At 72.3% G+C, this 25598-nt stretch carries 24 protein-coding genes; 7 read left to right on the top strand and 17 right to left on the bottom strand.

Annotated elements, in window-relative coordinates; translation table 11 throughout:
• Nucleotides 1-84: 84 nt before the first annotated feature.
• From ABD817_RS10200 to ABD817_RS10220, 5 genes are all read right to left on the bottom strand, one after another.
• Nucleotides 85-264, bottom strand: a complete 180-nt coding sequence (locus ABD817_RS10200) for a hypothetical protein (RefSeq protein ID WP_329084556.1) — start codon at nucleotides 262-264, stop codon at nucleotides 85-87.
• 19 nt (nucleotides 265-283) lie between these two features.
• On the bottom strand, nucleotides 284-751 hold the full coding sequence (gene lepB / locus ABD817_RS10205) for a signal peptidase I (protein ID WP_344917533.1): 468 nt from the start codon (nucleotides 749-751) through the stop codon (nucleotides 284-286).
• A 124-nt stretch (nucleotides 752-875) separates the two neighbouring features.
• Nucleotides 876-2693: an ABC transporter ATP-binding protein gene (locus ABD817_RS10210; RefSeq protein ID WP_344917535.1), complete on the bottom strand. Its 1818-nt coding sequence runs from the start codon at nucleotides 2691-2693 to the stop codon at nucleotides 876-878.
• A 167-nt stretch (nucleotides 2694-2860) separates the two neighbouring features.
• Nucleotides 2861-3415, bottom strand: a complete 555-nt coding sequence (locus ABD817_RS10215; RefSeq protein WP_344917537.1) for a TlpA disulfide reductase family protein — start codon at nucleotides 3413-3415, stop codon at nucleotides 2861-2863.
• Nucleotides 3412-3978 carry a MauE/DoxX family redox-associated membrane protein gene (locus tag ABD817_RS10220; RefSeq protein WP_344917539.1) on the bottom strand — a complete coding sequence of 189 codons (567 nt, stop codon included), beginning with the start codon at nucleotides 3976-3978 and terminating at the stop codon, nucleotides 3412-3414. The genes ABD817_RS10215 and ABD817_RS10220 overlap by 4 nt, the downstream gene beginning before the upstream one ends.
• A gap of 232 nt (nucleotides 3979-4210) precedes the next feature.
• Here ABD817_RS10220 and ABD817_RS10225 point away from each other — a divergent pair, with 232 nt between their 5' ends.
• The gene (locus ABD817_RS10225; protein WP_344917541.1) at nucleotides 4211-7738 is read left to right on the top strand and encodes a BTAD domain-containing putative transcriptional regulator; all 3528 of its coding nucleotides are present in this window, start codon (nucleotides 4211-4213) and stop codon (nucleotides 7736-7738) included.
• A gap of 159 nt (nucleotides 7739-7897) precedes the next feature.
• On the opposite strand, the gene ABD817_RS10230 is transcribed toward ABD817_RS10225, so the two are convergent.
• The 3 genes from ABD817_RS10230 to ABD817_RS10240 form a co-directional block, all read right to left on the bottom strand.
• The gene (locus ABD817_RS10230) at nucleotides 7898-8314 is read right to left on the bottom strand and encodes a TIGR03668 family PPOX class F420-dependent oxidoreductase (protein ID WP_344917543.1); all 417 of its coding nucleotides are present in this window, start codon (nucleotides 8312-8314) and stop codon (nucleotides 7898-7900) included.
• Between the two features lie 346 nt (nucleotides 8315-8660).
• Nucleotides 8661-10874, bottom strand: coding sequence for a family 2 encapsulin nanocompartment cargo protein terpene cyclase (locus tag ABD817_RS10235; protein WP_344917545.1), 2214 nt, complete (start codon nucleotides 10872-10874; stop codon nucleotides 8661-8663).
• A 203-nt stretch (nucleotides 10875-11077) separates the two neighbouring features.
• Complete coding sequence (locus ABD817_RS10240) at nucleotides 11078-11278, bottom strand: hypothetical protein (protein WP_344917547.1); 201 nt, start codon at nucleotides 11276-11278, stop codon at nucleotides 11078-11080.
• Nucleotides 11279-11438: 160 nt separating this feature from the next.
• Here ABD817_RS10240 and ABD817_RS10245 point away from each other — a divergent pair, with 160 nt between their 5' ends.
• Nucleotides 11439-12467, top strand: coding sequence for a hypothetical protein (locus ABD817_RS10245; RefSeq protein ID WP_344917548.1), 1029 nt, complete (start codon nucleotides 11439-11441; stop codon nucleotides 12465-12467).
• Nucleotides 12454-13638 carry a helix-turn-helix domain-containing protein gene (locus ABD817_RS10250; protein ID WP_344917550.1) on the top strand — a complete coding sequence of 395 codons (1185 nt, stop codon included), beginning with the start codon at nucleotides 12454-12456 and terminating at the stop codon, nucleotides 13636-13638. The genes ABD817_RS10245 and ABD817_RS10250 overlap by 14 nt, the downstream gene beginning before the upstream one ends.
• Before the next feature lie 47 nt (nucleotides 13639-13685).
• Here ABD817_RS10250 and ABD817_RS10255 read toward each other — a convergent pair whose 3' ends face one another.
• The 7 genes from ABD817_RS10255 to ABD817_RS10285 form a co-directional block, all read right to left on the bottom strand.
• Entirely contained in the window at nucleotides 13686-14411 is a 726-nt protein-coding gene (locus tag ABD817_RS10255) for a hypothetical protein (protein WP_344917552.1), read from the bottom strand.
• Between the two features lie 13 nt (nucleotides 14412-14424).
• Nucleotides 14425-17688 carry a CHAT domain-containing protein gene (locus ABD817_RS10260; protein WP_344917554.1) on the bottom strand — a complete coding sequence of 1088 codons (3264 nt, stop codon included), beginning with the start codon at nucleotides 17686-17688 and terminating at the stop codon, nucleotides 14425-14427.
• A gap of 112 nt (nucleotides 17689-17800) precedes the next feature.
• Complete coding sequence (locus ABD817_RS10265) at nucleotides 17801-18025, bottom strand: hypothetical protein (RefSeq protein ID WP_344917556.1); 225 nt, start codon at nucleotides 18023-18025, stop codon at nucleotides 17801-17803.
• Nucleotides 18026-18183: 158 nt separating this feature from the next.
• Complete coding sequence (locus ABD817_RS10270) at nucleotides 18184-18645, bottom strand: hypothetical protein (RefSeq protein ID WP_344917557.1); 462 nt, start codon at nucleotides 18643-18645, stop codon at nucleotides 18184-18186.
• A gap of 179 nt (nucleotides 18646-18824) precedes the next feature.
• A complete protein-coding gene (locus tag ABD817_RS10275) occupies nucleotides 18825-19667 on the bottom strand; it encodes an SAM-dependent methyltransferase (protein ID WP_344917559.1) in 843 nt (280 codons plus the stop codon).
• 115 nt (nucleotides 19668-19782) lie between these two features.
• Nucleotides 19783-20697, bottom strand: a complete 915-nt coding sequence (locus tag ABD817_RS10280; protein WP_344917561.1) for a helix-turn-helix domain-containing protein — start codon at nucleotides 20695-20697, stop codon at nucleotides 19783-19785.
• Between the two features lie 177 nt (nucleotides 20698-20874).
• Entirely contained in the window at nucleotides 20875-21552 is a 678-nt protein-coding gene (locus ABD817_RS10285) for a hypothetical protein (protein ID WP_344917563.1), read from the bottom strand.
• 316 nt (nucleotides 21553-21868) lie between these two features.
• Here ABD817_RS10285 and ABD817_RS10290 point away from each other — a divergent pair, with 316 nt between their 5' ends.
• Nucleotides 21869-22333 carry a PepSY domain-containing protein gene (locus tag ABD817_RS10290; RefSeq protein WP_344917565.1) on the top strand — a complete coding sequence of 155 codons (465 nt, stop codon included), beginning with the start codon at nucleotides 21869-21871 and terminating at the stop codon, nucleotides 22331-22333.
• A 118-nt stretch (nucleotides 22334-22451) separates the two neighbouring features.
• On the opposite strand, the gene ABD817_RS10295 is transcribed toward ABD817_RS10290, so the two are convergent.
• Nucleotides 22452-23132, bottom strand: a complete 681-nt coding sequence (locus ABD817_RS10295; protein WP_344917567.1) for a hypothetical protein — start codon at nucleotides 23130-23132, stop codon at nucleotides 22452-22454.
• 121 nt (nucleotides 23133-23253) lie between these two features.
• Here ABD817_RS10295 and ABD817_RS10300 point away from each other — a divergent pair, with 121 nt between their 5' ends.
• Nucleotides 23254-23502 (top strand): hypothetical protein, encoded by a 249-nt coding sequence (locus ABD817_RS10300; protein WP_344917569.1) that lies wholly within the window; start codon nucleotides 23254-23256, stop codon nucleotides 23500-23502.
• Nucleotides 23503-23612: 110 nt separating this feature from the next.
• The gene (locus ABD817_RS10305; protein ID WP_344917571.1) at nucleotides 23613-23909 is read left to right on the top strand and encodes a hypothetical protein; all 297 of its coding nucleotides are present in this window, start codon (nucleotides 23613-23615) and stop codon (nucleotides 23907-23909) included.
• A 346-nt stretch (nucleotides 23910-24255) separates the two neighbouring features.
• Here the strand turns inward: ABD817_RS10305 and ABD817_RS10310 are convergent, their stop codons facing one another.
• Nucleotides 24256-24885 carry a nucleoside/nucleotide kinase family protein gene (locus ABD817_RS10310; protein WP_344917572.1) on the bottom strand — a complete coding sequence of 210 codons (630 nt, stop codon included), beginning with the start codon at nucleotides 24883-24885 and terminating at the stop codon, nucleotides 24256-24258.
• 302 nt (nucleotides 24886-25187) lie between these two features.
• Between ABD817_RS10310 and ABD817_RS10315 the strand changes: the two genes are divergently transcribed.
• Nucleotides 25188-25580, top strand: a complete 393-nt coding sequence (locus ABD817_RS10315) for an isoamylase early set domain-containing protein (protein ID WP_344917573.1) — start codon at nucleotides 25188-25190, stop codon at nucleotides 25578-25580.
• Nucleotides 25581-25598 lie beyond the last annotated feature (18 nt).

The raw sequence follows: 25598 nt of genomic DNA on the forward strand, positions 1-25598 counted from the left end.
CTCACGGCGTCGGCGGGAACACGCCGGGAGGGGCTGGACGGCTCACCGCCGCCCAGCCCCCGGTATCCCGCTTCCCGCGTTCCGTCAGCAGTCTCCGCAGGCGGTGTAGTCGGAGGAGCAGTCGGCGAAGATCCAGTGACGCTTGTACCAGCCGCCCCCGCAGTGGCTGCAGTAGGTCTGGGGAATGCAGATCGCCCCGGCGGTGGTGCTGGGCAGAAGGTGGGTGAGGAGCCGCTCTCCGGCCCGCTGCGCGAACTTGATCATTGCTGTTCTCCCTTTTCACTCACCGGCCGGCGAGGTGCCGGCTCGGAGACGGTGGCAGGTGGCGGACGACCACGCCGAGCAGCTGCCGGGCGTGCACGTAGCCGAACCTGCGCGAGTCGAGGCTGACCGCGAGGTTGTCGCCGACGACGACGAGGCGATCGGCGGGTACGACGCGGTCACGGGTGGCGGACAGGGCCGGGACCTCCCGGTGCGGCACCGGGTCGCCGGGTACCGCGACCACCCGCTTGACCATCCAGTCCCGCCCCATCTCGGCGGGCGCGGCCATCACCGCGAGCGCTCCGGCGCGCACCGCGCGGATGCCCGCCCTGCGCACCAGAACGCGATCGCCGTCGCGCAGCGTGGGTTCCATGCTCCGGCCGCTGACGGTGACCGTGAGGAAGTGCCGCCGCAGCACCAGCGGGACCAGGACAAGCACGAGAAGCACGAGGAAGGCCGCCATCCACACCCCCGGCACGGGCGCGGTCACCCGACGCCCCCCGCGTCCGGGAAGGCGGTCACCGGACGCCCCCCGCCAGCGAGCGACCCCGCCGAGGGAGGCGCGGTCACCGGACGCCCCCCACCGGCGAGCGACCCCGCTGAGAGAGGCGCGGTCACGGGGCGACCGCCGTGGCGTACCCGCGTGCCTGGATCTCGAAGAGCTCCGCGTACCGGCCGCCCGCGCGTACCAGCTCGTCGTGGCCGCCGAGTTCCGCGATCCGCCCGTCGGCGAGGACGGCGATCGCGTCCGCGTCGCGGACGGCGCTCAGCCGGTGTGAGATCAGCAGCGTGGTCCGGCCGGTCCGGTGCTCGCGCAGGATGGTGTGCACCTCGTGCTCGGCGTGCGGGTCGAGTCCCGAGCTGGGCTCGTCGAGGATCATGAGGTCGCACCGGTCCCGCAGCAGGGCGCGAGCCAGGGCCACCCGCTGCCACTGCCCGCCGGACAGGGTCACCCCGGCCTGCTCCTCGTCGCCGGCGGAGCCTCGGAAGAACACCTTGGTCAGCAACGTGTCGTACCCGTGCGGCAACCGGCGGATCATCGCGTCCGCACCCGCCCGGACGGCCGCGGCCTCGACACGCGGGTGGTCGCCGAGTGCGGAGAGGTCGCCGACGGCGATGTTCTCCGCGACGCTCAGGTCGTACTCGCCGAAGTCCTGGAACACGGCCCCGACCCGCTCGCGCAGCGCCGCCGGGTCCAGGTCGCGCAGGTCGACGCCGTCCCACAGGATGGATCCCCGCTCGGGGTCGTGGAAGCGGCACAGGAGCTTGACCAGGGTGCTCTTGCCCGCGCCGTTGAGGCCGACGAGCGCGAGCGACCGCCCGAACGGGATGGACAGGGTGACTCCGCGCAGGATCCACGGCTGCTCGGGCCCGTAGCGGAACCAGACGTCCCGCAGCTCGACGCCGTGACCGAGGGCGGAGGCGGCCATCGGGTGGGACGGCAGCGACAGATCCGGCTCGGCCCCGCGTACCGCCTCGTAGTGGTCGAACAGCAGCAGCGACTGGTGTGCCGCGGCGAGGCGCCGCACCCCGGCGGCCAGGGCGCCCTGCGTTCCGGCGACGGCCGCCACGAACACGGAGAGATCCCCCACCGTGGCCCGTCCCGCCACCGCCTCGCCGATGATCCACACCAGCCCGGCGCCCGCGATCGCCGCCGCCAGCAGGGCCAGCGCGCCCTGGCCGCGCAGCTGGCGCAGCCCGACGCGGCGCTGCTCGGCGCTGACCGCCCGCAGCTCCGCCAGCATGCGGTCGCGGAAGAAGTCACCGAGGCCGAAGAGCCGTACCTCCTTGGCCGCGTGCGGCATGCTCAGCAGCCGGGCGAAGAACAGCTCGCGGCGCTGGCCGTGGCCGGTGCTCCAGAGCATGGCGGCCTGCTCCCGGCTCAGGTCGAGATGCACGCGGACGAGGGGCACCACGGCCAGCAGGACCAGGCCCGCGGCGACGGGGCTCACCGTCATGAGGGTCGCGAGGAACCCGCCGATCACGATGCCCGCCTGCGCGAGGCCGAGAGCGCTCGTCACCAGCCGTCCGGGACCCGACCGGCTCGCCTGCTCGGCGAGGTGCAGCCTGTCCTGGAAGCCCGGGTTCTCCAGCCGTACGAGGCCGGGCAGCCGGTTGACGGCCGTGTAGAGACGGTCCCTGGCCAGCAGGTTCACCCGGCGCTCCAGCTCCGCCTCGGCGTATCCCGCCAGGTGCGGCACGGTTCCGGCCAGCGCCCCCAGCACCAGCAGGGCGACCGCGTACGGGAGCAGCGCGGAGACCGTGGCGCCGGGACCGGTCAGCCCGTCCAGGACGAGCTTGGTGAACCAGGCCGTCAGGACGGGCACCAGTCCCGCGGCGCAGGCGAGCACGACCTGCCCCACCACGTGCCCGCGACCGCTCGTCCAGGCCAGTGCCGCCGCCCGGCGCGCATGCCCGAGCCCGGTGCGCACCCCCAGGGCCGGGCTGGCACCCGCGCCCCCTCCGGCGCCCCCTCCCGCGCCCCGGACCGGGTTCCCGCCACCCGGAACCGGGCTTGGGGCCTCACCCGTGGACCGGCTCGCGCCGCTCCCCCGGACCGGATTCCCGCCGCCGTCCGGAGCCGGGTCCTGGGCCGCGTTCACGCCGGTGTGACGACCGGGAAGCCGGTCAGGTCGGTGCCCGACGCGCGGACCGCGCCCCGGTCGTCCATCAGGTACATCGCGGGCAGGCCGTGCACCGCGAACGCGCGGTACACCGGGCCGTCGATCTCCTCGACGACGACGCGCGCCACCGCTCCGAGCCGGGCCGCGAGCTCGCTCGTCTCCTCCGGGTCGCCGATCAGCACCGCCAGCACGTCCTCACGCCGGAAACCGCCGCGCTCGGCGTACTCGATCACCTGCGGCAGCCGCTCGTGGCAGAGCGAGCACTGGGGGGTGAAGAATCCGACCAGGCGGGCGCCTCGCCCGTCGACGGGCTCCCCGTCGAGAGTGGTCGCCGCGAACTCCGCCGGTGTGGCGCCGGGTGGCAGCACCGGTGCGGGTACCTCCCCACGGCCGTGCCCGTGGCTGTGACTGTGCCCGGGGGGCCGTGCCGCGCCGAGGAGCCGCAGCCGCGAGACGACCCCCAGCAGCACGACGAGATTGAGAACCGTCAGCGTCAAGCAGAGAACGACGGCGGCGACGAGGTACGTCATCGGAGCACGCTCCTGTCTGGAGAGCCGGCCGGAGAGCCGGGCGGCTGGAAGATGTGCACGAGATCGTCGAACCGGATGAGCAGGAGCGCTCCGACCAGCCCCGCGAGGACGGCCACCGCGACACCCTCCGCGCGGATCGCGGACGGAACCGCGGCCACGGTCGTGGCCGCGTAACCGAGGGCGGCGACGGCCGTCAGGAGCGCGTTGCGGACCAGGTGGGGCCACCCCATCGGACTCGACCGGGTGCCGAAGCACAGGCAGGACGCCCGCACCCGGCGCAGGAGGGTCGCCGCGACCCCGCCGGTGAGGACCGCGCAGAGCGCGGCGGCGACGGCGAAGCCGGGGGCCGCCGCGCCCGGCGTGGCGAGCAGCAGTACCGCCGACACCTCCGCGAGGATCACCCCGGTGGCGGTCCCCGTGCGCCATCGGGGTGCGACCAGCCGCGTCTCCACCAGGGAGCGGGCGAACGCGCGGAACGCCTCCGCGTCACGCGCCTTGCCCACTACGGCGGCGGCGAACACGACGATCTGCACGACGCCGCACGCGATCGCGACATACCCCACGGTTCTCTCCCGTCTGTGCGAGCCGCTGTCCTCGACGACGACGTTAAAGAGGGGCACCGTGTGCTTTACTGCAAAGATTCTTAACAAATCCGCGAGCCGGTCGGCACCGCGCCGAGCAGGCCGTACTCCGCTGCCGGGCGGGCGGGCGAGGGTGAGCGAGCGGCAGAACCGGCAGGAACTCCGGCAGCAACACGCGTGATCGGCGGATGTGCGACGGGAGAGACGCGCAGTCATGCAGAGACGATCGGTACAGGTTTCGGCGGGAGAGGCGCTGCGGAGCCGACGGGCCGCGGCCGGGTGGAGCCAGCGTGACCTCGCGGTCCGGGCGGGGGTGAGCGTCCGCACGATCCGCGACATCGAGCGGGGCAGGGTCGCCCGCCCGCACCGCACCTCCCTGGAGCGTCTGGTCTCCGCCCTGCCGATCCGCGACGCCGAGCGGGCCGGGCTGCTCGCCGCCTTCGAGCTCGCCGACCGGGGACCGGCCGCCCGCGGCCCGCTGACCCGCGCGGGCGCCGGGGACGACGGCGACGGCGGGAACGGCGGGGACGACCTGTGGATCGGCGTGCTGGGCGCGCTGTCGGTGCGGCGGGGCGGGGCGGCGCTGGAGGTCGGTTCGGCCATGCCCCGCGCGCTGCTCGGGCTCCTGGCGCTGCGACCGGGGCAGCCCGTCTCGACGGGGGAGATCGTCGACGTGCTGTGGGAGCACAACCCGCCTCGGACGTGCGGCAACCTCGTCCAGGTCTACGTCGGCCGGCTGCGGACCTCCCTGGAGCCCGCGCGGGCGGCCCGGGAGGCGGCACGGACGATCCTGCGCACGCCGGACGGGTACGTCCTCGACGTGGCCGACGGGCAACTCGACCTCGGCAGGTTCGACGCGCTGCGCGCCGAGGCCGAACGGGCGGGGGCCTCGGGAGACCGTGCCGGGGCGCGGGAACTGCTGGCCGAGGCGCTGGGATGCTGGCGCGGCCCCGTACTGGCCGGGTCGCCCGGCACGCTCCGCGACCACCCCGCCGCGGTGGCGGCGTCCCGTCGCCGCGTCGAGGCGGCGCTCGGCTACGCCGACATCGCGGACGGTGAGGCCGACCACCGGCGCGTCGCCGCGTCACTGTGGCCGCTCGTGAACGACGAACCCCTGCACGAGGGGCTCGCCGCCCGGCTCATGACGGCGCTCGCGGGCTGCGGTGAGCAGGTCGCGGCGCTGCGCCTGTTCGCCGACATCCGCGCCAGGCTCGCCGGTGAGCTGAACGTCGAGCCGGGCGCCGAGTTACGCGCGGCGCACCTGGACATCCTCCGCCGCCGCCCGTTGGCGCCCCTCGCCGCCCCGGCCGCCCTGGCACCGGCACCGTCCTCGGGGGCGGTGGCGGTTCCCGCCCAGTTGCCCGCCGGGGTACCCGCGTTCGCGGGGCGCGTGGCACCGCTGCGGCAGCTGGACAGGCTGCTGGAGAGGGCCGGGGAGAATCCGACGATCGCGGTGATCACGGGAACGGCGGGGGTCGGCAAGACCGCCCTCGCGGTGCACTGGGCACACCGCGTACGGCACCGGTTCGCCGACGGGCAGCTGCACGTGAACCTGCGCGGGTACGCGGCCGACAGCCCGTTGCGTCCGATCGACGTGCTGTCGCGGTTCCTGCACTCGCTGGGCGTGCCACCCGACCAGGTGCCCTCCGACCAGGAGGAGGCCGCCGCGCTCTACCGGACCCTGCTGTCGGGCAGGCGGGTGCTCGTCCTGCTGGACAACGCCGCCGGCCCCGACCAGGTCAGGCCGCTGCTGCCGGGAGACACCGGCTCGGTCGCCGTCATCACCAGCAGGGACGCCCTCGGCGGGCTCGTCGCGCGCGACGGGGCGCACCGGCTGGTCCTGGACGTGCTGACCGCCCGGGAGTCGCACACCCTGCTGAACCGCCTGCTCGGTTCCGCCCGGCTGCGCGCCGAACCCTCGGCCGCGCTCGATCTCGCCACGCTCTGCGGGCACCTCCCGCTCGCCCTGCGAATCGCCGCCGCCAACCTCCTCGGCAGCAGGCACCGGACGCTGGCGGAGTACAGCGGGGAACTGCGCGAGGGCAACAGGCTCAGCGCCCTCCAGGTTCCCGGCGACCCCGAGTCGGCGGTCAGGGCCGCCTTCCAGCTGTCGTACGCCGTCCTGCCCGTCCCGGCGCGGCGGCTCTTCCGGCTGCTCGGACTCGTCACCGGGCCCGACGCCACCGTAGCGGCGATGGCGGCGCTGCTGGACACCACACCGGCGGAGGCCGCCGGGCTGGTGGGCGTCCTGACGTCGGCGCACCTGGTGGACGAGCCGGCACCCGGCCGGTTCGCCCAGCACGACCTGCTGCGGCTGTGCGCGGCGGAGTACGCGGAGAGCGAGGAGACCGAGGACCAGCGCCGGGCGGCGCTCACCCGCCTGCACCGGCGCTACCTGGCCACCTCGGATGTCGCCGCCCGGCTGCTGTACCCGCAGTTCATGCGCCTGGAGCTGCCGCCCGCCGAGGTCGCGCCGTCGCCCGGCGGCTTCGACGACCACGCGGCGGCGTCCGCCTGGCTCGACGGCGAGGTGTCCAACCTGGTGGCGGCCGTCACGTTCACCGCCGCGCACGGGCCGCACGAGCTGGCCTGGCTCATCGCGGACACGCTGCGCGGATACTTCTTCCTCCGCCACAGCGCCGTCGACTGGACGACCGTGGTCGAGGCGGGACTCACCGCCGCCGAGAGCGCGGGGAATCTGAGGGCGCAGACCATGCTGCGGCTCAGCCTGGCGGGCCTGCACGGTTTCCAGGGACGGCAGCGCCAGGCCCTCCGGGACTACACGCTCGCCCTCGAACTGGCCCGGCGCAGCGGCTGGCGCGAGGGCCAGATCGCCGTCCTCGGCAACCTGGGCGCCACCCACGCCGACCTCGGGATGCTGGCCCAGGCGAGCGAGGACCTGCGGCTGTCCCTCGACCTCAACCGCGAACTGGGACTTGAGGGCGGGCAGAACGTCAACCTCGGCAACCTGGGCTGCGTCTATCTCGAGATGGGCCGCCTGCGCGAGGCGGCCGACTGCCTTGAGGCGTCACTGGCCATGAGCCGCCGCCTCGGGCACCGCGGCAGCGAGGCGAACAACCTCGCCGCGCTGGGCGAGGCGAAGCACGCCCTGGGACGGCTGGACGCCGCCCGCGAGGATCTCGTCGCGGCGCTCGCGCTGCACCGGCAGGTGGGCAACCGCGGGAACGAGGCCGACACCATGCGCAACCTCGCCGCGGTCCACCGCGACGCCGGACGGCTCGCGGAGGCGCTCGACCTCGCCGGGACGGCGCTGGACGCGTCGTGGCAGACCGGCCATCGGCGCCTGGTGGCGGACGCGCTCAACACGCTCGGCACCGTTCACCAGCACCTCGGCGACCTCACGTCCGCCGGGCGATATCAGGAGGAGGCGCTGCGGACGGCTCGCGCGGCGGGCACCAGATACCCCGAGATGAAGGCGCTGCTGGGGCTGGCGGCCCGCTCGACCTCGCTCGGCGAGCACGACGCGGCCCTGCGGCACGCCGACCTGGCGCTGGTCATCGCGCGCGGCGCCGGATACCGAATGCACGAGGGCCAGGCCCTGACCGCGCGGTCACGGGCCCACCACGGACGCCACGACACCGAGCGGGCCGGACGCGACGCCGAACAGGCCCTCGCGGTGCACCGGGAGACCGGCCACGCGCCGGGCGAGGCCCGCACCCGCGAGCTGCTGGCGAGCATCGACGCCTCCCGGCGCCCACGCGGCGCCGGTGAGCGGCCGTGAGGGTGGCCGCCGGTTCGCGGAGCCTCGCACGACCGTAGAGGGTGACCGGCGGTTCGCGGAAGCTCCGTACAGCCAAGGTGGCCGGCGGTTCGCGAGGCCCTCGCGCGATCAGGGGGCGTCACCGTCGCCGCGGCGCTTCTCGCGCGGGTGATCCGTCCGTCAGGTTCCGGAGTACGACCATCCGGACCAGCGAGTCACCTCGATCAGGATCACCGGCCCCTCGGGAGCCCGCTCCCGATACTGGGAGTATCTCTCGACGAGTGCCGTTATGGCCGCGGCCCGCTCGGCACCGGTGTCCAGGACGGTCGCCTCGCCGTCGGCGCGCACCCACCACAGCCGGGTCCAGTCGTCGTCGTAGTGATCGGCGAGGACGCACACCCGGGCGTTCTCCCGGATGTCGCGCAGGCGCCGCAGGTCGGTCGTGGTCTTCGGCTTGTGGTCGATGGCGGTCATCACCCGGTCGCCGTCCACGGCGAACGTGACCGGCACCAGATGCGGCGTCCTGTCGCCGCTCACCGTGGCCAGCCGCGCGACGCGTTCGCCCGCCATCCTCCGCCTGGCCTCGTCGTCCCTCACCGGAGGGCTCCTCGCCGAATCGCGTCAGACCGGATCGTCTCGAACCGGATCACCTTGAACCGGATCGCGTCAGGCTGGATCGCAGTGGACCGGATCCGGATCGCGTCGGACCGGGAGGAGAACTCACGATCTCGTTTCCCGTCCGGTTCGCCCGCAGCTCGCACGATCTCGCCCTCCTCTCCGGTCCACCCGCGACTCACCCGACCCCTTCCCGCCCGGCCTCCCGCGAACCGGACGTGAGGCCGAAAGCGTAAGACCGAAAGCGGGAGGCTGGACGCGGGAGGCCGGGCACGGCGGCCCGTACCCGGTCCTGTCCCCTTACCCGGTTACCGGGCGAACGTGTCGTTCAGCGCCCGCCGATGTGGGCGGCGAGGGTCCCCAGCCCGGTGGGGCCGCCGACCGGGCGGGTCCTCGCGGGCGGGTGGCGCAGCTCGGACTCGTCGTAGCGGCGGGTTTTCATGTGCCACAGCAGCACACCGGCCATCCAGTCCTGCAGCTCCGCCACGTATCCGTCGAGCGTCTCCCTGGCCTCCCCGTCGAGGTCGAACTCGTCGGCGAGGACGGGGAGCTCGGTGGCGACGATGTGCTCGAACTGCCGCATCCTGGACGTCATCAGGTCGTTGACGATGTCGGCGGCCTGCCTCGGATCACAGCCCAGGAAGTCCTGGACCACCAGGACGCAGTTGTGCAGCTCGCCCTCGAACTGGATCTCCTTCTGGTACGAGCAGAGGTCGTTGACCAGGCAGGCGTAGTCGGCGGCCGAGTCGTCCAGCCCGCGCATCGTCCGGGTGCCGTAGATCTCGGGCGACACCGCCTGACCGTGGGCCAGCCGCGACAGGCTCATCGTGAGGTCTGCGCCGAAGGTTTTGCGGCGCATCTCGATGTAGTCGACCGGGTCGGGGACCCGGTTCTGGATGTGGTTGGCCAGCTCCCACAGCCAGCTCTCCGTCATGTCCTCGACGGCCCGGCGGAACCTGGCGCGCGCGGCCTCCGACATGGGGACCGCCGTACGGAACCACAGGTCGGCCAGGCCCCGCTCGATCGGGTTGACCGGCGGCGGGGTGGCGGAGAGGTCGAGCGGCATGAACGCCGACAGCCGCTCGTTGAACACCTTCGCACCGGCCATGTCGCGGCGGGACCCGAACACGACCGGGAAGTAGTCGTCCGCGTACGTTCCCCAGGTGAGCCAGAACGTCGAGATGTCCAGCTCGGGGCCGGGGGCGTCCGGATTGATCGCCCCGGCGCAGACGGCGAAGTCGTAGGTGTCGAGCTTGTGCTCGGTCCAGACCGCCAGCCCGGGAAGGCCCGGCAGCTGCTCGAACATCCCCATCTCGCGCGCCCATGCCACCGCGTTGCGGCGGGAGCCGTCGAGGTGGGGATTCATCCGGGCTGTGTACGGCATGTAGATCTCGGGCAGCGGCAGCGGCCCCACCTTCCGCAAGGGGACGTGGGTGTGGCTTCTGACGCCCCCCGGGCCCGTGAGGCCGGGCGCAAGCCTGACGCGCGCCGCCGAGATGCCCAGGCCCGTGGGCCCGCCGAGCAGGGCCGGGGCGGCCGGGGCCGCCCGCGAGGCTCCGTTCATGTAGCGGCTGGAGCGCATGTGCCACTCGTGGCCGCCCGACTGCCAGTCCTGGAGCCCTTTGACGTACGCGAGGACGTCGAGGCGGGACCTCAGGTCCAGGCCGTGCTCCTCGAAGAGCGGGGGCAGCTCGGTGAGGGCGGTGTTCTCGAACTGGTGCAGCCGGGAGGTGATCAGGTCGTTGACGGCGTCGGCGGCCCGCTGGGTGTCGTAGCCCAGGAAGCGCTCGAAGACCAGGACGCCGTTGCTGAGCTCGCCCTCGTCGCCGACCTCCCGCTCGTAGGAGAAGAGGTCGTTGCGCAGGTGCACCGCGTCGGAGAAGGTGTCTCTCAGCACGCGCATCGGCCTGCTCGCGGCGACGGCGGCCGGGACCTCGGCGCCCGCGGCGTGCTCGACCAGGTTCGCCGACCAGGGGGCGCCGCCGACCTTGCGCCGCATCTCGATGTACTCGATCGGGTTGGCGACGCGTCCCTCGTTGATGTTGGCGAGCTCCCACAGGGACTCGTCGAGGAGGTTCTTCGTGCTCTCGACGAACCGGGCCCGCCAGTCGGCGGACCTCGCCGGGATCGTCCGGGCCCACAGGTCGGCCAGACCGCGCTCCACCGGGTTCTCCGGCTCGGGGGGAGGCCCCGTGGGGTGCACCGGCATGAAGGCCGCCAGCCTGTCGAGGTATTCCTTGGCCCCGGCCAGGTCGCGGCTGCGCTTGAAGGTCTCCAGGAAGTGGTCGTCGAAGAAGAACACCCACACGTACCAGTCGGTGACGAGGTCGAGCTCGGGGGCGGGGGCGTCGGGGTGGGTGTAGGCGCACAGCAGGCCGTAGTCCATGGCGTCGAGCTTGTGCTCGTCCCAGATGCCGAGATCGGGGTCGAGGATGCCCATGTCGTACGCCCAGGCCCTGGTGTGCTCTCGCGCGGTGTCCACGTGGGGGTTCAGCCTGGCCGGATACGGCAGATAGAAGTCAGGGAGCTCGAAGGGTTGCATGTTCTGTCCTTCCATATCTGACTTCGACGCTTTCGAGGGCGCCCTGGGCATCGGACGCCGGGACCGCGACGGAGTAGCGGGTGGGCGGATCGGCGGGGCGCCTGCCCTTCGGGAGCCTCGCCAGCCAGAACGTTACGCAATGACCACGGACAGTGAAAGGGATTATCGCGAATACCCCATGCGACCCTCCGGTCCCACCCGGATCAGGACGTCCGATGCGCTCCGGCCAAGACGGGACGTCGCGCCCCGGCCGCGAGGTCGCGGAGCGTGTCGGCGAACGCGAGCGCCTGCTCCGGTGTCATGCGGGGCTCGGTGCCGACGTAGAAGACCACGATGTCGCCGCTCGGGGACGTCGTGGCCGCGAAGGGGAGAGAGGGGGTGATGACCATGATGGGACTCATCATCGCCTGCCCCACCGACAGTTCGCAGTTCCTTTACGCCGGACTACGCCCGACACGAGAGACACGCAACATCAACTAGAGCCTTCGCGGGAGTATGATGCGCGGAAATGAAGTGTCGGCGACGATCGCCCGACGCGGAGCGAAGTGTGAGCGGAGGTCGCCGATGGGCGCGGGGTCGTCGTTGTCACACCGGGAAGAGCCGGGCCGGGAGGCGCCGGACCAGGCGGAACCGGACCAGCCGAGGTCGGGCCAGGCGGGGCCGGGCCAGAGGCCGGAGCAGGTGACAGGCCAGGTCTCGGACCGGGTGACGGGCCAGGTGGCGGACCTGGTCTCAGGGCGGATGGCGGGCAGGGTGTCGGGCTGGGCGGGCGAGCGGTTCGGCGACCGTGCCGACGCCGTACGACGGCGGCTGGCCGCGTCGCTGCTGGAGGCGATGGGCAACGCGCAGGACGCGCAGAGTTCCGGACACAGCGACAAGCGATACACCTACGGCTTCACGATGATGGCCAGGCGCTACGAGGCGCTCGCCGAGGGGCTGCGCGACGAGCCGGGTTTCCAGCTGGTCAGGCCGCACGGCTCGCCGCACCACCTGGTGGTGCTGGGCGGCAACCTGCTGCTGCCCTTCCGCTACGCCGAGGACGACCGCACGCCGATCTCCGAGGCCCGGGTCGGCGACGGCCGCATCTCCTCGCTGGTCCGCGAGCTGTTCGACCGGTTCGGCCCGGCGACCTCCTATCGTCAGGAGGAGCTGGACCTGGCGCTCGGGGAGGAGGCCGCCCAGGAGGAGCTGGACCTGTCCGCCGGGGCGGACGGACCGGACGGGCCGGTCGCGGTTCGCCCCGCGCTCACCGGGCTGCCCGGTGACACCCGGCTGATCCCCGTCGCCTACGCGGGCAACGCGCAGGCCGGCCTGCTGCGGCTCTACTGGGGCGAGGCGGAGCTCATCGACGAGTTCGGCAGGATCCGGTGGCTGCACCACGAGCCGATCCCGCTGCCCGCCGCCTCCCCCGGCGCCGTCCGTGACCCGTGGGCGGCGGAGCCCGGTGCCGCGTCACGCTTCGACGACGGTCTCGTACCGGCCCTCGCGCTGAGCACGAGGTCTCCGGTCGAGCGGAAGAATGGCAAGATCTTCCCCGTAAGCAGCGAGGCACCCGAGGAAACCGCGGTCACCGGCGACAATGAGCAACCGTAACCAGCCCCCTCTGTTCGGCGCTCCCGGCGCCTCCGGGAGCGGCGGGCCGAGCCCGCAGGCCGTCGCCGACGCGTTCGACCAGGGACGGCTGACCCAGGCGCGGCAGCTGGCGGGGATGACGAAGAAGGACCTGGCCGAGCGGATCGGCGTCACCCCCGCGGCGGTGGGGCAGTACGAGACGGGCATGACCCGTCCCCGGCCCGACCTCGTTCCCCGCCTGGCCGACGCGCTCGGCGTGCCACCGGCGTTCTTCCTGCTGGGCCGCCCGCACGGCAAGCTGGACGGGTCCATGGCGCACTTCAGGAGCCTGCGCTCCACCCGCGCGCACCAGCGGGCCAAGGCCGCGGCCTTCGTCGAACAGGTGTGGGAGCTGGCCCACGCCCTGGAGAGGCAGGTCAGGCTGCCGCACGTCGCCCTTCCCGGTTTCTCCGGCGGCGAGGTCCACTCCGGCGTCGAGCTGCCCGGCGACCCCGCCCAGGCCGCCCGCGCCCTGCGGCGGCTCTGGGGGCTGGGCACCGGCCCGCTGTCGCACATCGTCCGGCACATGGAGGCCCACGGGATCGTCGTGGTCTTCCCGCCGCCCGACGAGGACGCCACCACGGTGGACGCCTTCTCCACCTCCCAGCTGCCCCGCCCGATCGTGGTGCTGACCGCCAACCGGTTCGACGACATCCACCGCTACCGGTTCACCGCCGCCCACGAGCTGGGCCACCTGGTGCTGCACGGCGACACCGCATCGGGGGACACCCAGCAGGAGCGGGAGGCCGACGTCTTCGCCGCCGAGTTCCTCACCCCGCGCGACAGCATCCTGCCCGAGCTGCCCGGCCGCCTCGACCTGCGCAGGCTGGTCGAGCTCAAGCACACCTGGGGCGTGTCGGTCGACTCCCTGCTGTACCGCTGCCGCGAGGTCGGCCTGATCTCCGATTCGGCGGCGAGCCGCGCCTACCAGCGGCTCAAGACGCTGCGCGACCAGCCGGGCTTCGCCGCCGAGCCGATCAGCGGCTACCCCGGCGAGCAGCCCGTGCTGCTGCGCCGGGCCTTCGACCTGGCCGTCTCCGAGACCGGCCTGACCATGGCACAGCTCGCCGCCCAGCTGGCCTGGCCCGTCTCCCGGGTGCGCGAGCTGCTCGACCTGCCCGACCATCGCCCGGCGCTGCGCCTCGTTCCCTGACGATGTCCCCTGAGGATGTCCCCTGACGCCCCTCCCCCCGCCCCGGGTCAGGCACCGACGGCGGGCGGTTCGGCGTGAGCCGTCAGGTCGATCTCCCGGAGGGCCGGGGACAGCTCGGCCCTGTACCGGATCATCCCCAGCCTCGCCTGCCTGAACGTGGCCGCCAGCATCAAGCGCGCCGACACGGGGGCACCGGCGGCGCCCCGGACGACCAGCGTCACCCGCTCGTCTCCCAGCAGCGGGTGACGGGACGTACGGCGGAAACGCCATTCGGGGTCACTCTGGTGCTCCCCCAGCCCGACCAGGTAGTGCTCCTCCGCCTTCTCCTCGGGCGCGTACTCCAGCTGGGACTCGACGAACATCAGCTTGGCGCCGATGGTGAGCTTGACCCCGTTGCCGGACGGCGCGGTCGCCAGTTTCGGCGTCATCGACCAGGCGATCGGCGGCTCGTGGGGGGCCGGTGAGTCCAGGAGGACGCCCAGGGACGCGTCCACGAAGGGATCCGGTCCCGGCCGGAAGCTGCACACCAGGCTCAGGAGGTAGAAGTCGGCTCCCGCACCGGCACGGACGAACTCGCTCCGTTCCCCCTCGTCGGCGCCGTCGGCCTCGTCGGCGATCAGCCTGCGCACGTAGGGCCGGCTGAGCGAGACCCTGCCGGGCAGTCTCGGCGCGGCGGCGGGGCGGCCGAGCCTCGGCACGGCGACGAGATCGAGGGCGGTCGGCTCCGGTACGGGCGGCATCAGTTCCATCGTCGTCCCCTGCTCTCTCGGCATCCCATCTCGATTCTCACTCCCGGCGCCAGTCGCCGACGAAGCAGAAGGCGCCCCAGTCGCGGTAGGCCGGGAACAGGTCGCGGGTGCTCCGCTGCGCCCGGCGGAAGGCGTCCAGAGGTTCGGCACCGGCCTGGAGTTCGGCGTGCAGCGAACCGAAGAACAAGGTCGCGGGCCCAGGGTGGACCGGCCACAGGCATCCGACGACGGCGCGGGCTCCGGCCAGCAGGAGTCCGGCGGGCAGGCCACGGAGGTTGTCGTTGATGTCGAAGCGGCCCAGCGCCGACTCGCACGAGCCGAGCGTGACGACCTCGACACCGCGCAGGTCGGCCCGGAGCACGTCGTGGGCGAACAGGCGGCCCTCCCCCGTCTCGCCCGGAGCGAGATACAGGCACTGGAACCAGGGCGCGACCTCGTCGTGCGAACCGTGGGCGGCGATGTGGAGGTAGCGCGCCCGCGCCGCCTCCGCCAGGACCCGCTCGGGAGTCGCCTCCGCCCCGGTGACGACCGTGCCCCGGGCGAGCGCCGCCACGCCGGCCGCGTGCGACTCCAGGCCGGGTTCAGCGGCCAGGCCGTACGGGACGCCGCCGTGGGAGGAGCCCACGGAGACGAGGCCGCCCCCGTCGCGGGTCCGTGGCGACGGCGGCCGGGACAGCGGTTCCAGGCTCGTCAGCGTGGTGACGGTCCAGTCGTCGGCCAGCGGGCGGCCCCGATGGTGGAGAAGGTGGAACGGCAGGTAGTGCAGCGGGCCGTGAGGCCAGAGGCAGAGGTGGTCCCTGCCCTCTCTCCGCCACGCGTCCAGGCGGTCGGGAAGGTTCCCGAGAAGCTGCGCCGCGCCCTCGGCGAGCAGGTCGGCGCCGCGCCGGCCCACCGGCCGGTGCAGCGGGTCCTCCAGCACCGCCTCCCGGATCTCGGCCGTCTGGAAGACCAGCGGATGCGCGACGTGGTCGTAGCCGTCCCTGCTCAGCCGCATCAGGATCGGCAGCTCGCCGGTGGGCGGCGTGAGCACCCGGATCTCCAGGTCGTCCCTGGTCATGGCCACCAGGTGCAGCCCGGCGGTCTCGCGGGGCGGGTCGCCGACGGTGAGCTGCCCCAGGAACATGGACACCAGGACGGTCCTGTCGGGAAGATGGCGCCGGAGGTCGTCAAGCCTGACCACGCGCTCGTGGTGGCGATCCCGTACCGCCCGGACACCGGGACGGTTCAGCAGCCAGCGGGTGGTCTCGCGGTCGAGAGCCCGCTTGAGGTTCTCCAGCAGCTCCAGCTCGTCGCTCCCTTGACGGCTCTCCCCGCGCCCGGTGTAGCAGAGCATCCTGATGTCGTCGATCGGGTCGTCCTCCGCGACGGCCCTCTCTCCCAGGCCGCTCTCCGCGGCTCCGATCCGGGCCAGGAGCCCGTCCACGCCCGGCCACGGCCGGTAGACGTCCGTCCGGGCCGCGGTGACGGCGAAGTCCAGGCCCTTGGCCGTCTGGTAGAGGGTGAGCAGCACGTCCGGCGAGACCGGGGGCCGCTCGACGAGCCGCTCGGCAACCTGCTGGCACGCCACGTACCCGGCCCAGGAGACGCTCTCGTCGAGGCTGGAACCCGCCCTGGACAGCGCGGCGCACAGCCACACGGCCGAGGCCGCGACGGTCTCCTCGTCACCCCGCGCGGCACACGAGGCGATCTGTTCCAGGCACTCGACGACAGCCCCCGTGAGATCCACCTCGGTGTACGCGACCGCGGCCCGCGCGTAGAAACCGACCGCGGCGGGCAGCTCGCCCGCCAGCTGTCTCCCGTCGGCGCACCGCAGGGCGAGTTCGGCCTCGAAGTGGCCCAGCGCGGGGCGATGGGCGGCGAACGCCTCCGGCCGCGACTCGCGCGCCTTGTCGAGGAGTTCCAGGGCGAGGAGTTCCTCGCCGTGCGGCGTGTGGGCGGCCAGGTGCGCGAGTCCCACCGCCAGGACGTCCTCCGGCCAGTCCTCGGCGTCGGCGCGCCCGCGCAGCAGGTCCGCGCTGTCAGCGAGCGGGGCCGGTTCCGCCGGGCAGGGGAGACGGTCGCCGGTGAGCGTGTGGACCTCGGCGTTCCACAGTTCCCGGCGGATCTGCCGGTCGTCGAGGTCCCCAAGGTGCTCGTGGACCACGGAGGCGAGTTCCCGCCGGAGCCGGTGCCGTCCGGCGTCACGCAGCAGGCGCAGCGCGTGGAAGGCGATGTTCACCGCCTCCTGGGCGCCGCGCGTCCTCACCAGGTCGGGGAACGCCACCGGCAGGATCCGCTCCAGCGACGCGGGCGGCTCCGCGACGCCGAGGCCGTGGAGAACGCGCAACAGGTTGACGTGGGCGTGCGGGTCCCGGGCGGCGTCCAGGAGCTCGACGGCCTCGGTGGCGTAGCGGCCCATGAGGCCGTTCACCCAGCCGGGGCTCTCGGGGTCGGCCCAGCCGAGCAGCATGAGCGCGTCGACGAGACCTTTCAGGCATCGGGCTCGCGGGTGGCCCGTGCTCAGCGCGGCGGCCCCCTGCAGGTAGGTGAGCGCGTCAAGGGCCGCGTCCCGTGGATGGGGCATCCGCTCGTCGTCACCCGCCGGTTCATCCGAAATGTCCATGTACTGGGCACCCGGCCCCATGCTCAGCCGCTGTTCCTCGACGGCCCGCCATTGTTTGTAGGCGTCGCCGGGTGTGTCATGCCCCATGATCCCGATGTACGGGTCGACCCTGAGAATCCCGGCCGCGAACATGGTCTCGGCCAGCTCCTCCAGGTCTCCCTCCCTCCGAAGGACGTCTATCTGGGCGTCGGCCACGGCGCAGGCGTGCTGGAAACGTCTCCTGTCGGGCTCGAAGACCAGGCTGAACCTGGTCATCTCGACGAACAGGTCGGCGGCTCTCCACCGGGGGCCGGGGCGCACCGTCTCCCAGCGGGCGTCGGCCGCCTCCATCAGCAGGCGGGCGATCAGGTACGCGCTGTCGGCGCGACCGGCGTTGAAGTTGTGCCCGGCGAGCCCGGCGAGCGCGTCCGCCGCCTCCACGGTCAGGGAGCGCGCCCCCTCGCGTGCCCTGACGACGGCCTGCTCCTCGGAGACGACGCGCTGGTGGACGTCGCGGACCAGCCCCACGACCCACCGCAGCACCGCGTCGACCAGCGGGTCCGGCCCGTCGCCGTCCGTGTCGACCCGCGCATCCGACCCCGCGCCGTCCGTCTCCTCCGTATCGATCGACGGACCCGGTCCGGCACCGTCCGCGACGGCCGGTGGGGCCGGCCGGATGTCGTCCGTACCGACCGGCAGATCAGGTCTGTTGTCGTCCACCGGCCCACTTTCCCAGAGCCGGGACTCCTCTGGGCGTTTACGGCGCTACAGGACAGTGGACATCGCGATCACCTTCGCGGAGACGCCTCTCGCCGGTCGCCCCGGCCGGCCCCTACTCGTCCTCGACGCGCTCCCTGATCCACTCCAGGCCGTCCTGCCAGGAGGCGAAGGCCTGGAGATAGCGTCCGTCGCGGGCATGGAAAGCGTGATACCGGAAATCTCCGTCGCTGCCCGTGCGTATCAGGTCGTAGAGATCGTCCTTGGAGCGATACCACACGCACTCGCCGTCGGCGGGACGCGAGGGCGATGCGTAGGCGAACTCACGTGTGATGGACATGGGACGGATGCTACGGACCGACGAATCAGCGGGCAATGCCCGTATCCATTTCATTCAGGGATGAAGTTCGCCCTCCCTGAGATCCCTGCTGGAAACGCGTGCGCGGGATCACCGGCCCGCACCGGGCGCGCTCGCCCGGTGCGGATCGGCCTCGCCTGTCACCCGGCGGGCGGCGTGGGGGTCGGGCTCACCCGGTGGTCGGTCAGGTGCAGGTCCCCGCCGAGCGTCACGCGCAACTCGTCCAGGACCTTCCTGGCGCCGAGTACGGTCCACAGCTCCCCGACCAGGTGGGGGTTGTACTCCGGCGCCTGGTCCATCCACTGGTCCTTGCCGGACTGGGTGACGAAGGTGCTGATGAAGAACTGGCCGACGGAGGTCTCGCAGGCTCCCGTGCGGATGTCGATCGCGTCGACCTGGATCTGGGGCTTGCAGTCGACCTTCTTGGCGAGCTGCTCGACGGTCGGAGGCGGACCCGCGGGGGCCGCGTTCCCGGCCGCGGCGGCGGGGGCGCTCGCGGGCTGGTCCGCGCTGCAGGCGAGGGAGAAGGACAGGGCGAGAATCACCGTGGCGACCACCCGGGCGTTCCTGGCGACACCGGTCTGGCGCGAATGTGTCAACATCCTTCAGATACGCTCACCGGCCCCGGCGGGTTCACCGTTCCCCGGCCCGGTGTCGGCCGAGGACACCCGAAGGGACGCGAGGGGGCGCTGATCGGGGATCCCCGGCTCCCCGGGCCTCGGGCATTCATCCCCCCGGGATTCCCGTCCGCGCTCCCCGGGGGAACGCGGACGGGACGCTCCTAGGAAACCCGCCCGACGGCTCCGACGGTGATGGCACCGGCCCCCGGCGGGATGACGACGTCGCCGGGGTCGGGCCGCCAGTCGTAGACGGGCACCAGGCCGGGTTCGAGCATCTCCAGCCCGTCGAACAGGCCGCGGATCTGGGTGAGGGTACGGGGGAAGATGCCGCCCGCGGTGGTCGTGCCGTAGACGCCGCGGCCCTCACGGACCTGGTCCTCGGTGAGGTCGCCGGAGGTGACGTGGGAGATCACCACGTGGCTGCCGGGGGCCAGCCGCTTCCCGAAGGAGGCGGCGATGCCGGAGACCTCCTTGTCGTCGCCGACGAAGTGCAGGATGGACACCATCAGGACGGCGACCGGCTGGTCGAAGTCGATGCGCTCGCGGACGTCCGGGTGGTCGAGGATCGCCTCCGGCTCCCGCAGGTCACCGGGGATCACGATGGTCCGCGCGTTGTCGGCGAGGAGCGCGCGGGCGTGGACGAGCACGATGGGGTCGTTGTCGACGTACACGATCTGGGAGTCCGGCGCCTCACGCAGGACGACCTGGTGCACGTTCTCCTGCGTCGGCAGACCTGTGCCGATGTCGATGAACTGGCGGATCCCCGCGGCGACGAGATGCCGCACGGTACGGCCGAGGAAGGCGCGGTTGGAGCGCGCCACGTCCTTGACGTTGGGGACGAGTTCCACGATCTTCTCGCCGGCGATCCGGTCGGAGGCGAAGTTGTCCTTACCCCCCAGGTAGTAGTCGTACATACGAGCCACACTCGGGATCGTAGGGTCGATTCCCGGCGGAGCCTGCTCGTGCTCAGTCATATCCTCGCCTTCACCACGTCTTTCCCGCATGGTAGACGAGCGATCGACACCTTCAGATCATGAACCGATATTTCACCAGATAACTGGACAAGATGGCCTCAAGCCATCAGGAATCGCAATTCCCTCGAAACCACGCCGAACCTCATCAGCCCGCGACCTCCGTACGGAGGTCGCGCAGGAACCGCTTGCTCTCGGAGACGGAGTACGCCTGGATGCACAGACGGTCCATGACCTGCATGTAGTGGTCGGTCTCCTCAAGCTTGTCCATGTAGAGGGCGCTCGTGAGCTGCTCCATGTAGACCACGTCGGGCAGGTCCCGCTCGGGGAAGCGCAGGATGGAGAACGGTCCGCCGGCCGCGGCGTGGCCACCCCGCTCGAACGGCATGATCTGCAGCTTGACGTTGGGCATCTCGACCACTTCGAGCAGGTGGTCGATCTGGGCGCGCAGCACGTGGGGCCCGCCGATGGGCCGCCGCAGCACGGCCTCGTCCATCACGGCCCACAGCGTCGGGGCGTCCGGCTTGGTCAGGCGCTCCTGGCGGGCCATGCGGAGCGAGACGCGGCGGTCGACCTCGTCCGGGGAGGCGGCGCCGTGCACGAGCATGATGACGGCCCGCGCGTATTCGGGACTCTGCAGGAGGCCGGGGATGAACTGCACCTCGTAGGTCCGGACGACCGAGGCGGCCTCTTCGAGCCCGACGTAGACCTCGAACCAGCTGGGCAGCAGGTCCCCGTACTTGTGCCACCAGCCGGGGGCGTTGGCCTGGCGGGCCAGCGTGAGCAGCGAGGCCCTTTCCTGGGTATCGGTCACCCCGTACATCGTCAGCAGGTCCGCGACATCGCGTTCCTTGAAGCCGACCCTCCCGAGTTCCAGCCGGCTGATCTTGGCGTGGGAGGCGCGGATGGCGTAACCGGCCTGCTCGCGGGTGATGTCCTTGGCGACGCGCAGCCTCCGCAGCTGGGCACCCAGAAGAATCCGCAGGATGGTGGGGCCGCCACCGCCCGCGTACGCGAGAACGCCGCCCTGCTCGCCGCTGTCCTGCGCGGTCTGTCTGGCCATGTGGGCTCCCTGTCGCACCCTTCCTACGGTGCCACAGTTTCACACATACAGCGCGTTTCGCACAGCACCACTGGACACGCGCCCGCGCATGTGCTTGCACCCGTAACCGCGAATCGCAACAAATCTCTCTTTACCGCGAGCCTCCCGCCCGGCGGACCGTGTCCGAAACCCCCGGCGCTACAGTCCCGACGCGAGGTCGTACGAGTCCTCGTACGCGTCGTCACGGAAGATCCCCCGGCTCGCGGCGGTACGGCGCGACAGCATGCCGCGCACGATGTCGCACAGCTCGCTCGTCTCCCTCGGCGACAGCACCTGGCTGAGACGGCGCTCGACCACGCCCCCGCTCAGCGGCCCCGGCGCCCTCGTCACGTTGAGGTAGCCGGACAGGAACGCGATCCTGAACAGCTTCTCCTGCGAGGGCGACTCGGCGGAGCTCCGGCCGGACGCCCTGACCGGCACCGCCGGGTCCTCCCCCTCGCGGGAGATCTCCAGCCCGGGAAGCAGCAGGTGCGCGGCGGCCCGCTGCAGGGCCAGCCCGTACGCGCGCATGGATCCGTCGGGGGAGAAGGCGACGATCGAGCGCCCGACGGCCTCGGCGGAGTCCGGCGACAGGTCGGCGATGCCGGTTTCCTCACCGAGGCAGGTGTAGACGCGCACCACCCGCTCCCCCACGTACCCCGGCTGGACGTGCTGGGAGAGCGTGACGGTCACCGTGGACCCGTCGGGGTTGCGCAGCTCGGCGATGTCGGCCGCGTGGGTGACGTACGTGGTGGAGTGCTCGCGCTCGCACCACGAGGGGCACGAGTCCTCGGAGCGGGGGCGAGGAGTCCCGACGGAGGCCGTGATGTCGTCCATCCCAATCCTTCCAGCCTTGCGGTGTGGAGGTCCGCGTCATCGAGGGCGCGCGGGCACGACGGCCGCTCGCGCCCGGCCACGAGCCGGGACCACGGCTCCGGTCCGGGCTCGCGCCGCCGATGACGAGGTCGCTTTCACCGGCAGGTACGCAGGACCGGCACGCCGGGTTCAGCCGACGTCACCCGCCCTTTCCTCCGCCGCGCCCCCGGGGACGCGGAGGGGCGGAACCGGGACTCCGGACCCGCTCGACGGTCTTAACCTGCCTTTAGGGTTGCCGCAGCGTGCCGCTAACGGGGATCCCGGCAAGCTTTGGGACATGCGAAACACGACGAAACTCACCATCGCCGCCGCCGGACTCCTCGCCGTTGTCTCCGGAGGTGGCGCAGTGGCCTTCGCCGGGACCGCGACGCCCACCCCGGCCCCCAGTGGTACGGCGACGACTCCCGCGCCGGTCAACGAGACGCCCGGGACCGGCACCGCACCCGCGACCCCCGCGCCCGGAGAGGCCGAGGCCAAGGTCAAGCGGGACGCGGCCATCAAGATCGCTCAGGACAAGGTGCCCGGCGCCAAGCTCGTCAAGGCCGAGTTCGACGGCGACGACACTCCCACCAGCTGGGAGGTCGAGCTCCTTCAGGGTGACGTCGAGCACGAGTTCGAGATCGACGCCACCACCGGCGCGATCCTGGAGCAGGACCAGGAGACCGAGACCGCCGCCGAACGGGCGGCCGACGCCGCCGATGACGCCAACGACACCGACGACGACGACCAGGACGACGACTGACGGGAGGGAGCCCGTGACGCCTCGCGTGTCACGGGCTCCGTGCCCATACCGGCCGGATAACACGGAGCGGGTCACTGACACGGGGTGTCAGTGACCCGCTCCTGGCATGCGCGGGCGGTCAGCGTCGCCGTACCCGGTAGGCGACGGCGGCGAGCGCGGCGGCCCCCAGGAGCGCCGCCACCACGTACGAGGGCTGCCACCAGGACCGTCGCTCCACGACCGCGACGGTGGTCGTCACCCCGGGTGAGCCTCCGGCGGGCGCCGCCGCCGGGGTGGCGGCGGGCGTGGGGGTGGCGGCCCGGGAGGGAGGGACGCCGGGAGTGACGTCGCCGACGGGGACACTCGGCGGACGGACGGCGTCCCAGTGATCCTTCTGCTTCGGCTGGTTCGCGATCATCTGCCGGAACTCCCGGGGCACCGGGGCGACCCTCAGCTGTCCCGGCACGGTCAGGGTCCCGATCTGGTAAGGCTCGAACCAGCCCTGGATTCCCTTCACCTCCCACGTGCCCTTGGGCAGGGAGACGGCGGCGGCGTAGTGGGCGGGCTCCTTCAGCTCCACGCCGGGGAACCGGAGCCTCCTCTCGCCGTCGGTGAACTCCAGCGCGACCTCCCCCAGGTCGTCACCCACGTACGGGTGGGTGCCGTGCTGGAGCAGCCAGAAGCCGAGGGTGTACGTCGTGTCCGGGCTCGTCGCCGGGACCGGGTCCATCACGGTGAGCGCCCAGCCTCCCGCCCGCGCCGGGGCGCCGAGGGCCAGCAGGGGGACGATGAACGCCAGGAGGAAAAGGATTCGTCTCATGCGGGAGGTACACCGGCCGGGCCTGTCGGGTTCCCGTCACCGCGCGGAGCGCTTCCCGGCCACCGGGGCACGACGGCCGGGGCCGTGGAGTCGAGGCCGCGAGCAGGGGTATGGACAGCGGATGAGCCATCAGGAAGAACTGCGTCAGGTCGAAGAGGATCTGGAGAGACTGCGTGCCGAGATCGCCGAGTTGCGCGTGCAGGTGGGGGAGGTCGGCCCCACCGACGCCATCGAGCGGGCGATGCTGATCAATCAGGCCGACGAGCAGGAGAACCTTGTCGGCGAGCTCGAAGCCAGGCGTCAGGACCTTCTCAAACGCCTGGGCGAGGGCGGCGAGCGGAACCACGCGGAGCCACGCGAGACGACCTAGGGCGACGGAACCCACATGCCCCGAAAAGCCTCCACCTGCGGTTTGTCACATTCGGTTATCCAGTGTCCCCCGGGGTAACCATAAGAACGAACCGTCATCAGGGGGATGAAATGATCAACATGCTTCACAAGATGGGCGTGACTTCCGGCATGATGTACGGCGCCGGGATCGCTTCGATCGGCCTGTCGTTCGCGGCGTGGCTGACATCGCAGTCGGCGGAGCACGCGGGGGTCGACCGGGCGGACCGTTGGGGGATCTTCATCGGCGAGTGGGCGCCGACCTTCTTCGCGATGGGGGTCGCGCTGCGCATGGAGGAGACCCGCGAGGAGATGCGGCCCTCCCCGGATCAGGAGTCGCTCCGCGGTTCGTACTCCGAGGGCAGGATGCCCTCGCGCGCGGGCGTGTAGCGCCTCCGCCGGAGGATCGAAGGCAGGGCGTGTCCCCACGGGGCACGCCCGGCTCCGGCCCTGGCTCCGCCCCTGGCCCCAGCCCTGGCTCCGGCTCCGAGCTCGTCCCGGCTCCGGTCCCGGCCCAGACACGTCCCGGCTTCGGGCTTCGGCTCCGCCCTAGGCTCGTCCCGGCTTCCGGTCCCGGCCCGGACGCGTCCCGGCTTCCACCTCCGCCCCAGGCTCGCCCCGGTCCCGGAATCGTCCCGGCTTCCGGTTCGGCCTCGGCCCCGCTCGTCCCGGCTTACGCGTCCGGCTCCGCCCGCTTTCGCGTCCCTCCCGTCCCTCCCGTCCGCCGGGATACGGCTCATGACGGTGTGACCAGGGCCGGATGTCTCGGGTCATCGACGCGGACGACCACGTCGGCGACCCGCGCCGGGGCGACCTCCTCCTCGTAGCGCGCGTAGGCGGGCAGCGTCCAGTGCCGCTCGTCCGGGGTGCGCCGGGCGAGCGCGCCCGGCGAGAGCCTCAGGTGCACGGTCAGCTCGAACGGCAGTCCCCGGCCCAGCAGCAGGGGTCCGGCCAGCAGCAGCACACCCCCCGGGGGAACGGTGACGTACGGCGCGCGGGTGGCCCTGTCGGTGGCGCTGTCCCACAGCGTGGGCAGCACCTTCCCCGACCGGCCGGGGTCGAGCGGCCCCAGGACCTCCCTGACCAGCCCTCCGTAGTCGAACCAGTCGGTGTAGAAGGAGTCCGGGTCGGTCCTGCCGTACTCGAAGCGGAGCGAGGCCGGGCGCAGGAAGTCGGCGGTGGAGACGCGGAGCACCTCCCTGCCGCGCAGCCGGAGCGGGTCGGCCAGCGCGTCGGCGAGTTCCTCCGGCCGTGCCGCCGGAGCCCCGTCCAGCGCGACGCGCACCCAGGAGTCGCGGGGCTCCGCGGCCACCCGGTCAGCGAGTTCCTCGACCAACGACGACGGGGAGATAGGCCGTATGTCCACCCCACCATCCTGGACCATCCTGTCCGGCGCGCTCCCGCCTCCGGCCAGGGGCGGGTCAACCATCACGACCGGGTCAAAGTCGGACGTGATGCCGATCAAATATCGGTCTGTCCGGGTTGTCCCGCCGCTACGGGCGGTAACGATCCATATGAATCGACGGCTCGGCCGTGACCGGGCGTCGGCCTCCCGGTCGCGTCACGTCCATGTCGGCGCGATCCGGTAGTTGGCGTGATCTTCACGTCTTTCCGCAACCAAGATCACGGCATGTTACGCACGGAGACAGCGATGTCAGGAGGATTTCAGTGATCAAGCGCGGTAAGCCGACCAAGAACGGCCAGGTCAAGCTGACTTTCACCATAACGGAGAGCCCGACCGCCGGAGGGATCTCGCTGGTCGGCGACTTCAACGACTGGGACCCCTACGCCCATCCCATGCAGCGCAGGGACGACGGCACCTACCAGGTGAGCGTGATGGTTCCCGCACGGCAGCCCATCCGCTTCCGCTACCTCGCGAACGGCGGCGTGTGGTTCGACGACGCGGACGCGGACCACCACGACGAGCACGGCGGCCGGATCAATCCCGCGGACGTCCAGGAGGCGCCGGAAGGCCCCGGCGCGGCGCGTACCGTCGGCAAGCCGATGCGGCAGACGCTCTCGGCCGGGCAGCCGGTCACGGCCTCGGTGTCCGTCTCCTGACGCCTCGGTGACCGCTCG

It is taken from the genome of Streptosporangium oxazolinicum (genome assembly GCF_039537505.1).
In the GTDB taxonomy this organism is placed as follows: Bacteria; Actinomycetota; Actinomycetes; order Streptosporangiales; family Streptosporangiaceae; genus Streptosporangium; species Streptosporangium oxazolinicum.

What these genes read in the sequence shown, in the direction of transcription:
- ABD817_RS10305 (WP_344917571.1), top strand. Translation starts at nt 23,613, where the DNA reads ATGATCAACATGCTTCACAAGATGGGCGTGACTTCCGGCATGATGTAC.
- ABD817_RS10235 (WP_344917545.1), bottom strand. Translation starts at nt 10,874, where the DNA reads ATGCAACCCTTCGAGCTCCCTGACTTCTATCTGCCGTATCCGGCCAGG.
- ABD817_RS10300 (WP_344917569.1), top strand. Translation starts at nt 23,254, where the DNA reads ATGAGCCATCAGGAAGAACTGCGTCAGGTCGAAGAGGATCTGGAGAGA.
- ABD817_RS10215 (WP_344917537.1), bottom strand. Translation starts at nt 3,415, where the DNA reads ATGACGTACCTCGTCGCCGCCGTCGTTCTCTGCTTGACGCTGACGGTT.
- ABD817_RS10245 (WP_344917548.1), top strand. Translation starts at nt 11,439, where the DNA reads ATGGGCGCGGGGTCGTCGTTGTCACACCGGGAAGAGCCGGGCCGGGAG.
- ABD817_RS10295 (WP_344917567.1), bottom strand. Translation starts at nt 23,132, where the DNA reads ATGAGACGAATCCTTTTCCTCCTGGCGTTCATCGTCCCCCTGCTGGCC.
- ABD817_RS10255 (WP_344917552.1), bottom strand. Translation starts at nt 14,411, where the DNA reads ATGCCGAGAGAGCAGGGGACGACGATGGAACTGATGCCGCCCGTACCG.
- ABD817_RS10290 (WP_344917565.1), top strand. Translation starts at nt 21,869, where the DNA reads ATGCGAAACACGACGAAACTCACCATCGCCGCCGCCGGACTCCTCGCC.
- ABD817_RS10250 (WP_344917550.1), top strand. Translation starts at nt 12,454, where the DNA reads ATGAGCAACCGTAACCAGCCCCCTCTGTTCGGCGCTCCCGGCGCCTCC.
- ABD817_RS10285 (WP_344917563.1), bottom strand. Translation starts at nt 21,552, where the DNA reads ATGGACGACATCACGGCCTCCGTCGGGACTCCTCGCCCCCGCTCCGAG.
- ABD817_RS10265 (WP_344917556.1), bottom strand. Translation starts at nt 18,025, where the DNA reads ATGTCCATCACACGTGAGTTCGCCTACGCATCGCCCTCGCGTCCCGCC.
- ABD817_RS10280 (WP_344917561.1), bottom strand. Translation starts at nt 20,697, where the DNA reads ATGGCCAGACAGACCGCGCAGGACAGCGGCGAGCAGGGCGGCGTTCTC.
- ABD817_RS10270 (WP_344917557.1), bottom strand. Translation starts at nt 18,645, where the DNA reads ATGTTGACACATTCGCGCCAGACCGGTGTCGCCAGGAACGCCCGGGTG.
- ABD817_RS10240 (WP_344917547.1), bottom strand. Translation starts at nt 11,278, where the DNA reads ATGATGAGTCCCATCATGGTCATCACCCCCTCTCTCCCCTTCGCGGCC.
- ABD817_RS10200 (WP_329084556.1), bottom strand. Translation starts at nt 264, where the DNA reads ATGATCAAGTTCGCGCAGCGGGCCGGAGAGCGGCTCCTCACCCACCTT.
- ABD817_RS10225 (WP_344917541.1), top strand. Translation starts at nt 4,211, where the DNA reads ATGCAGAGACGATCGGTACAGGTTTCGGCGGGAGAGGCGCTGCGGAGC.
- ABD817_RS10275 (WP_344917559.1), bottom strand. Translation starts at nt 19,667, where the DNA reads ATGCGGGAAAGACGTGGTGAAGGCGAGGATATGACTGAGCACGAGCAG.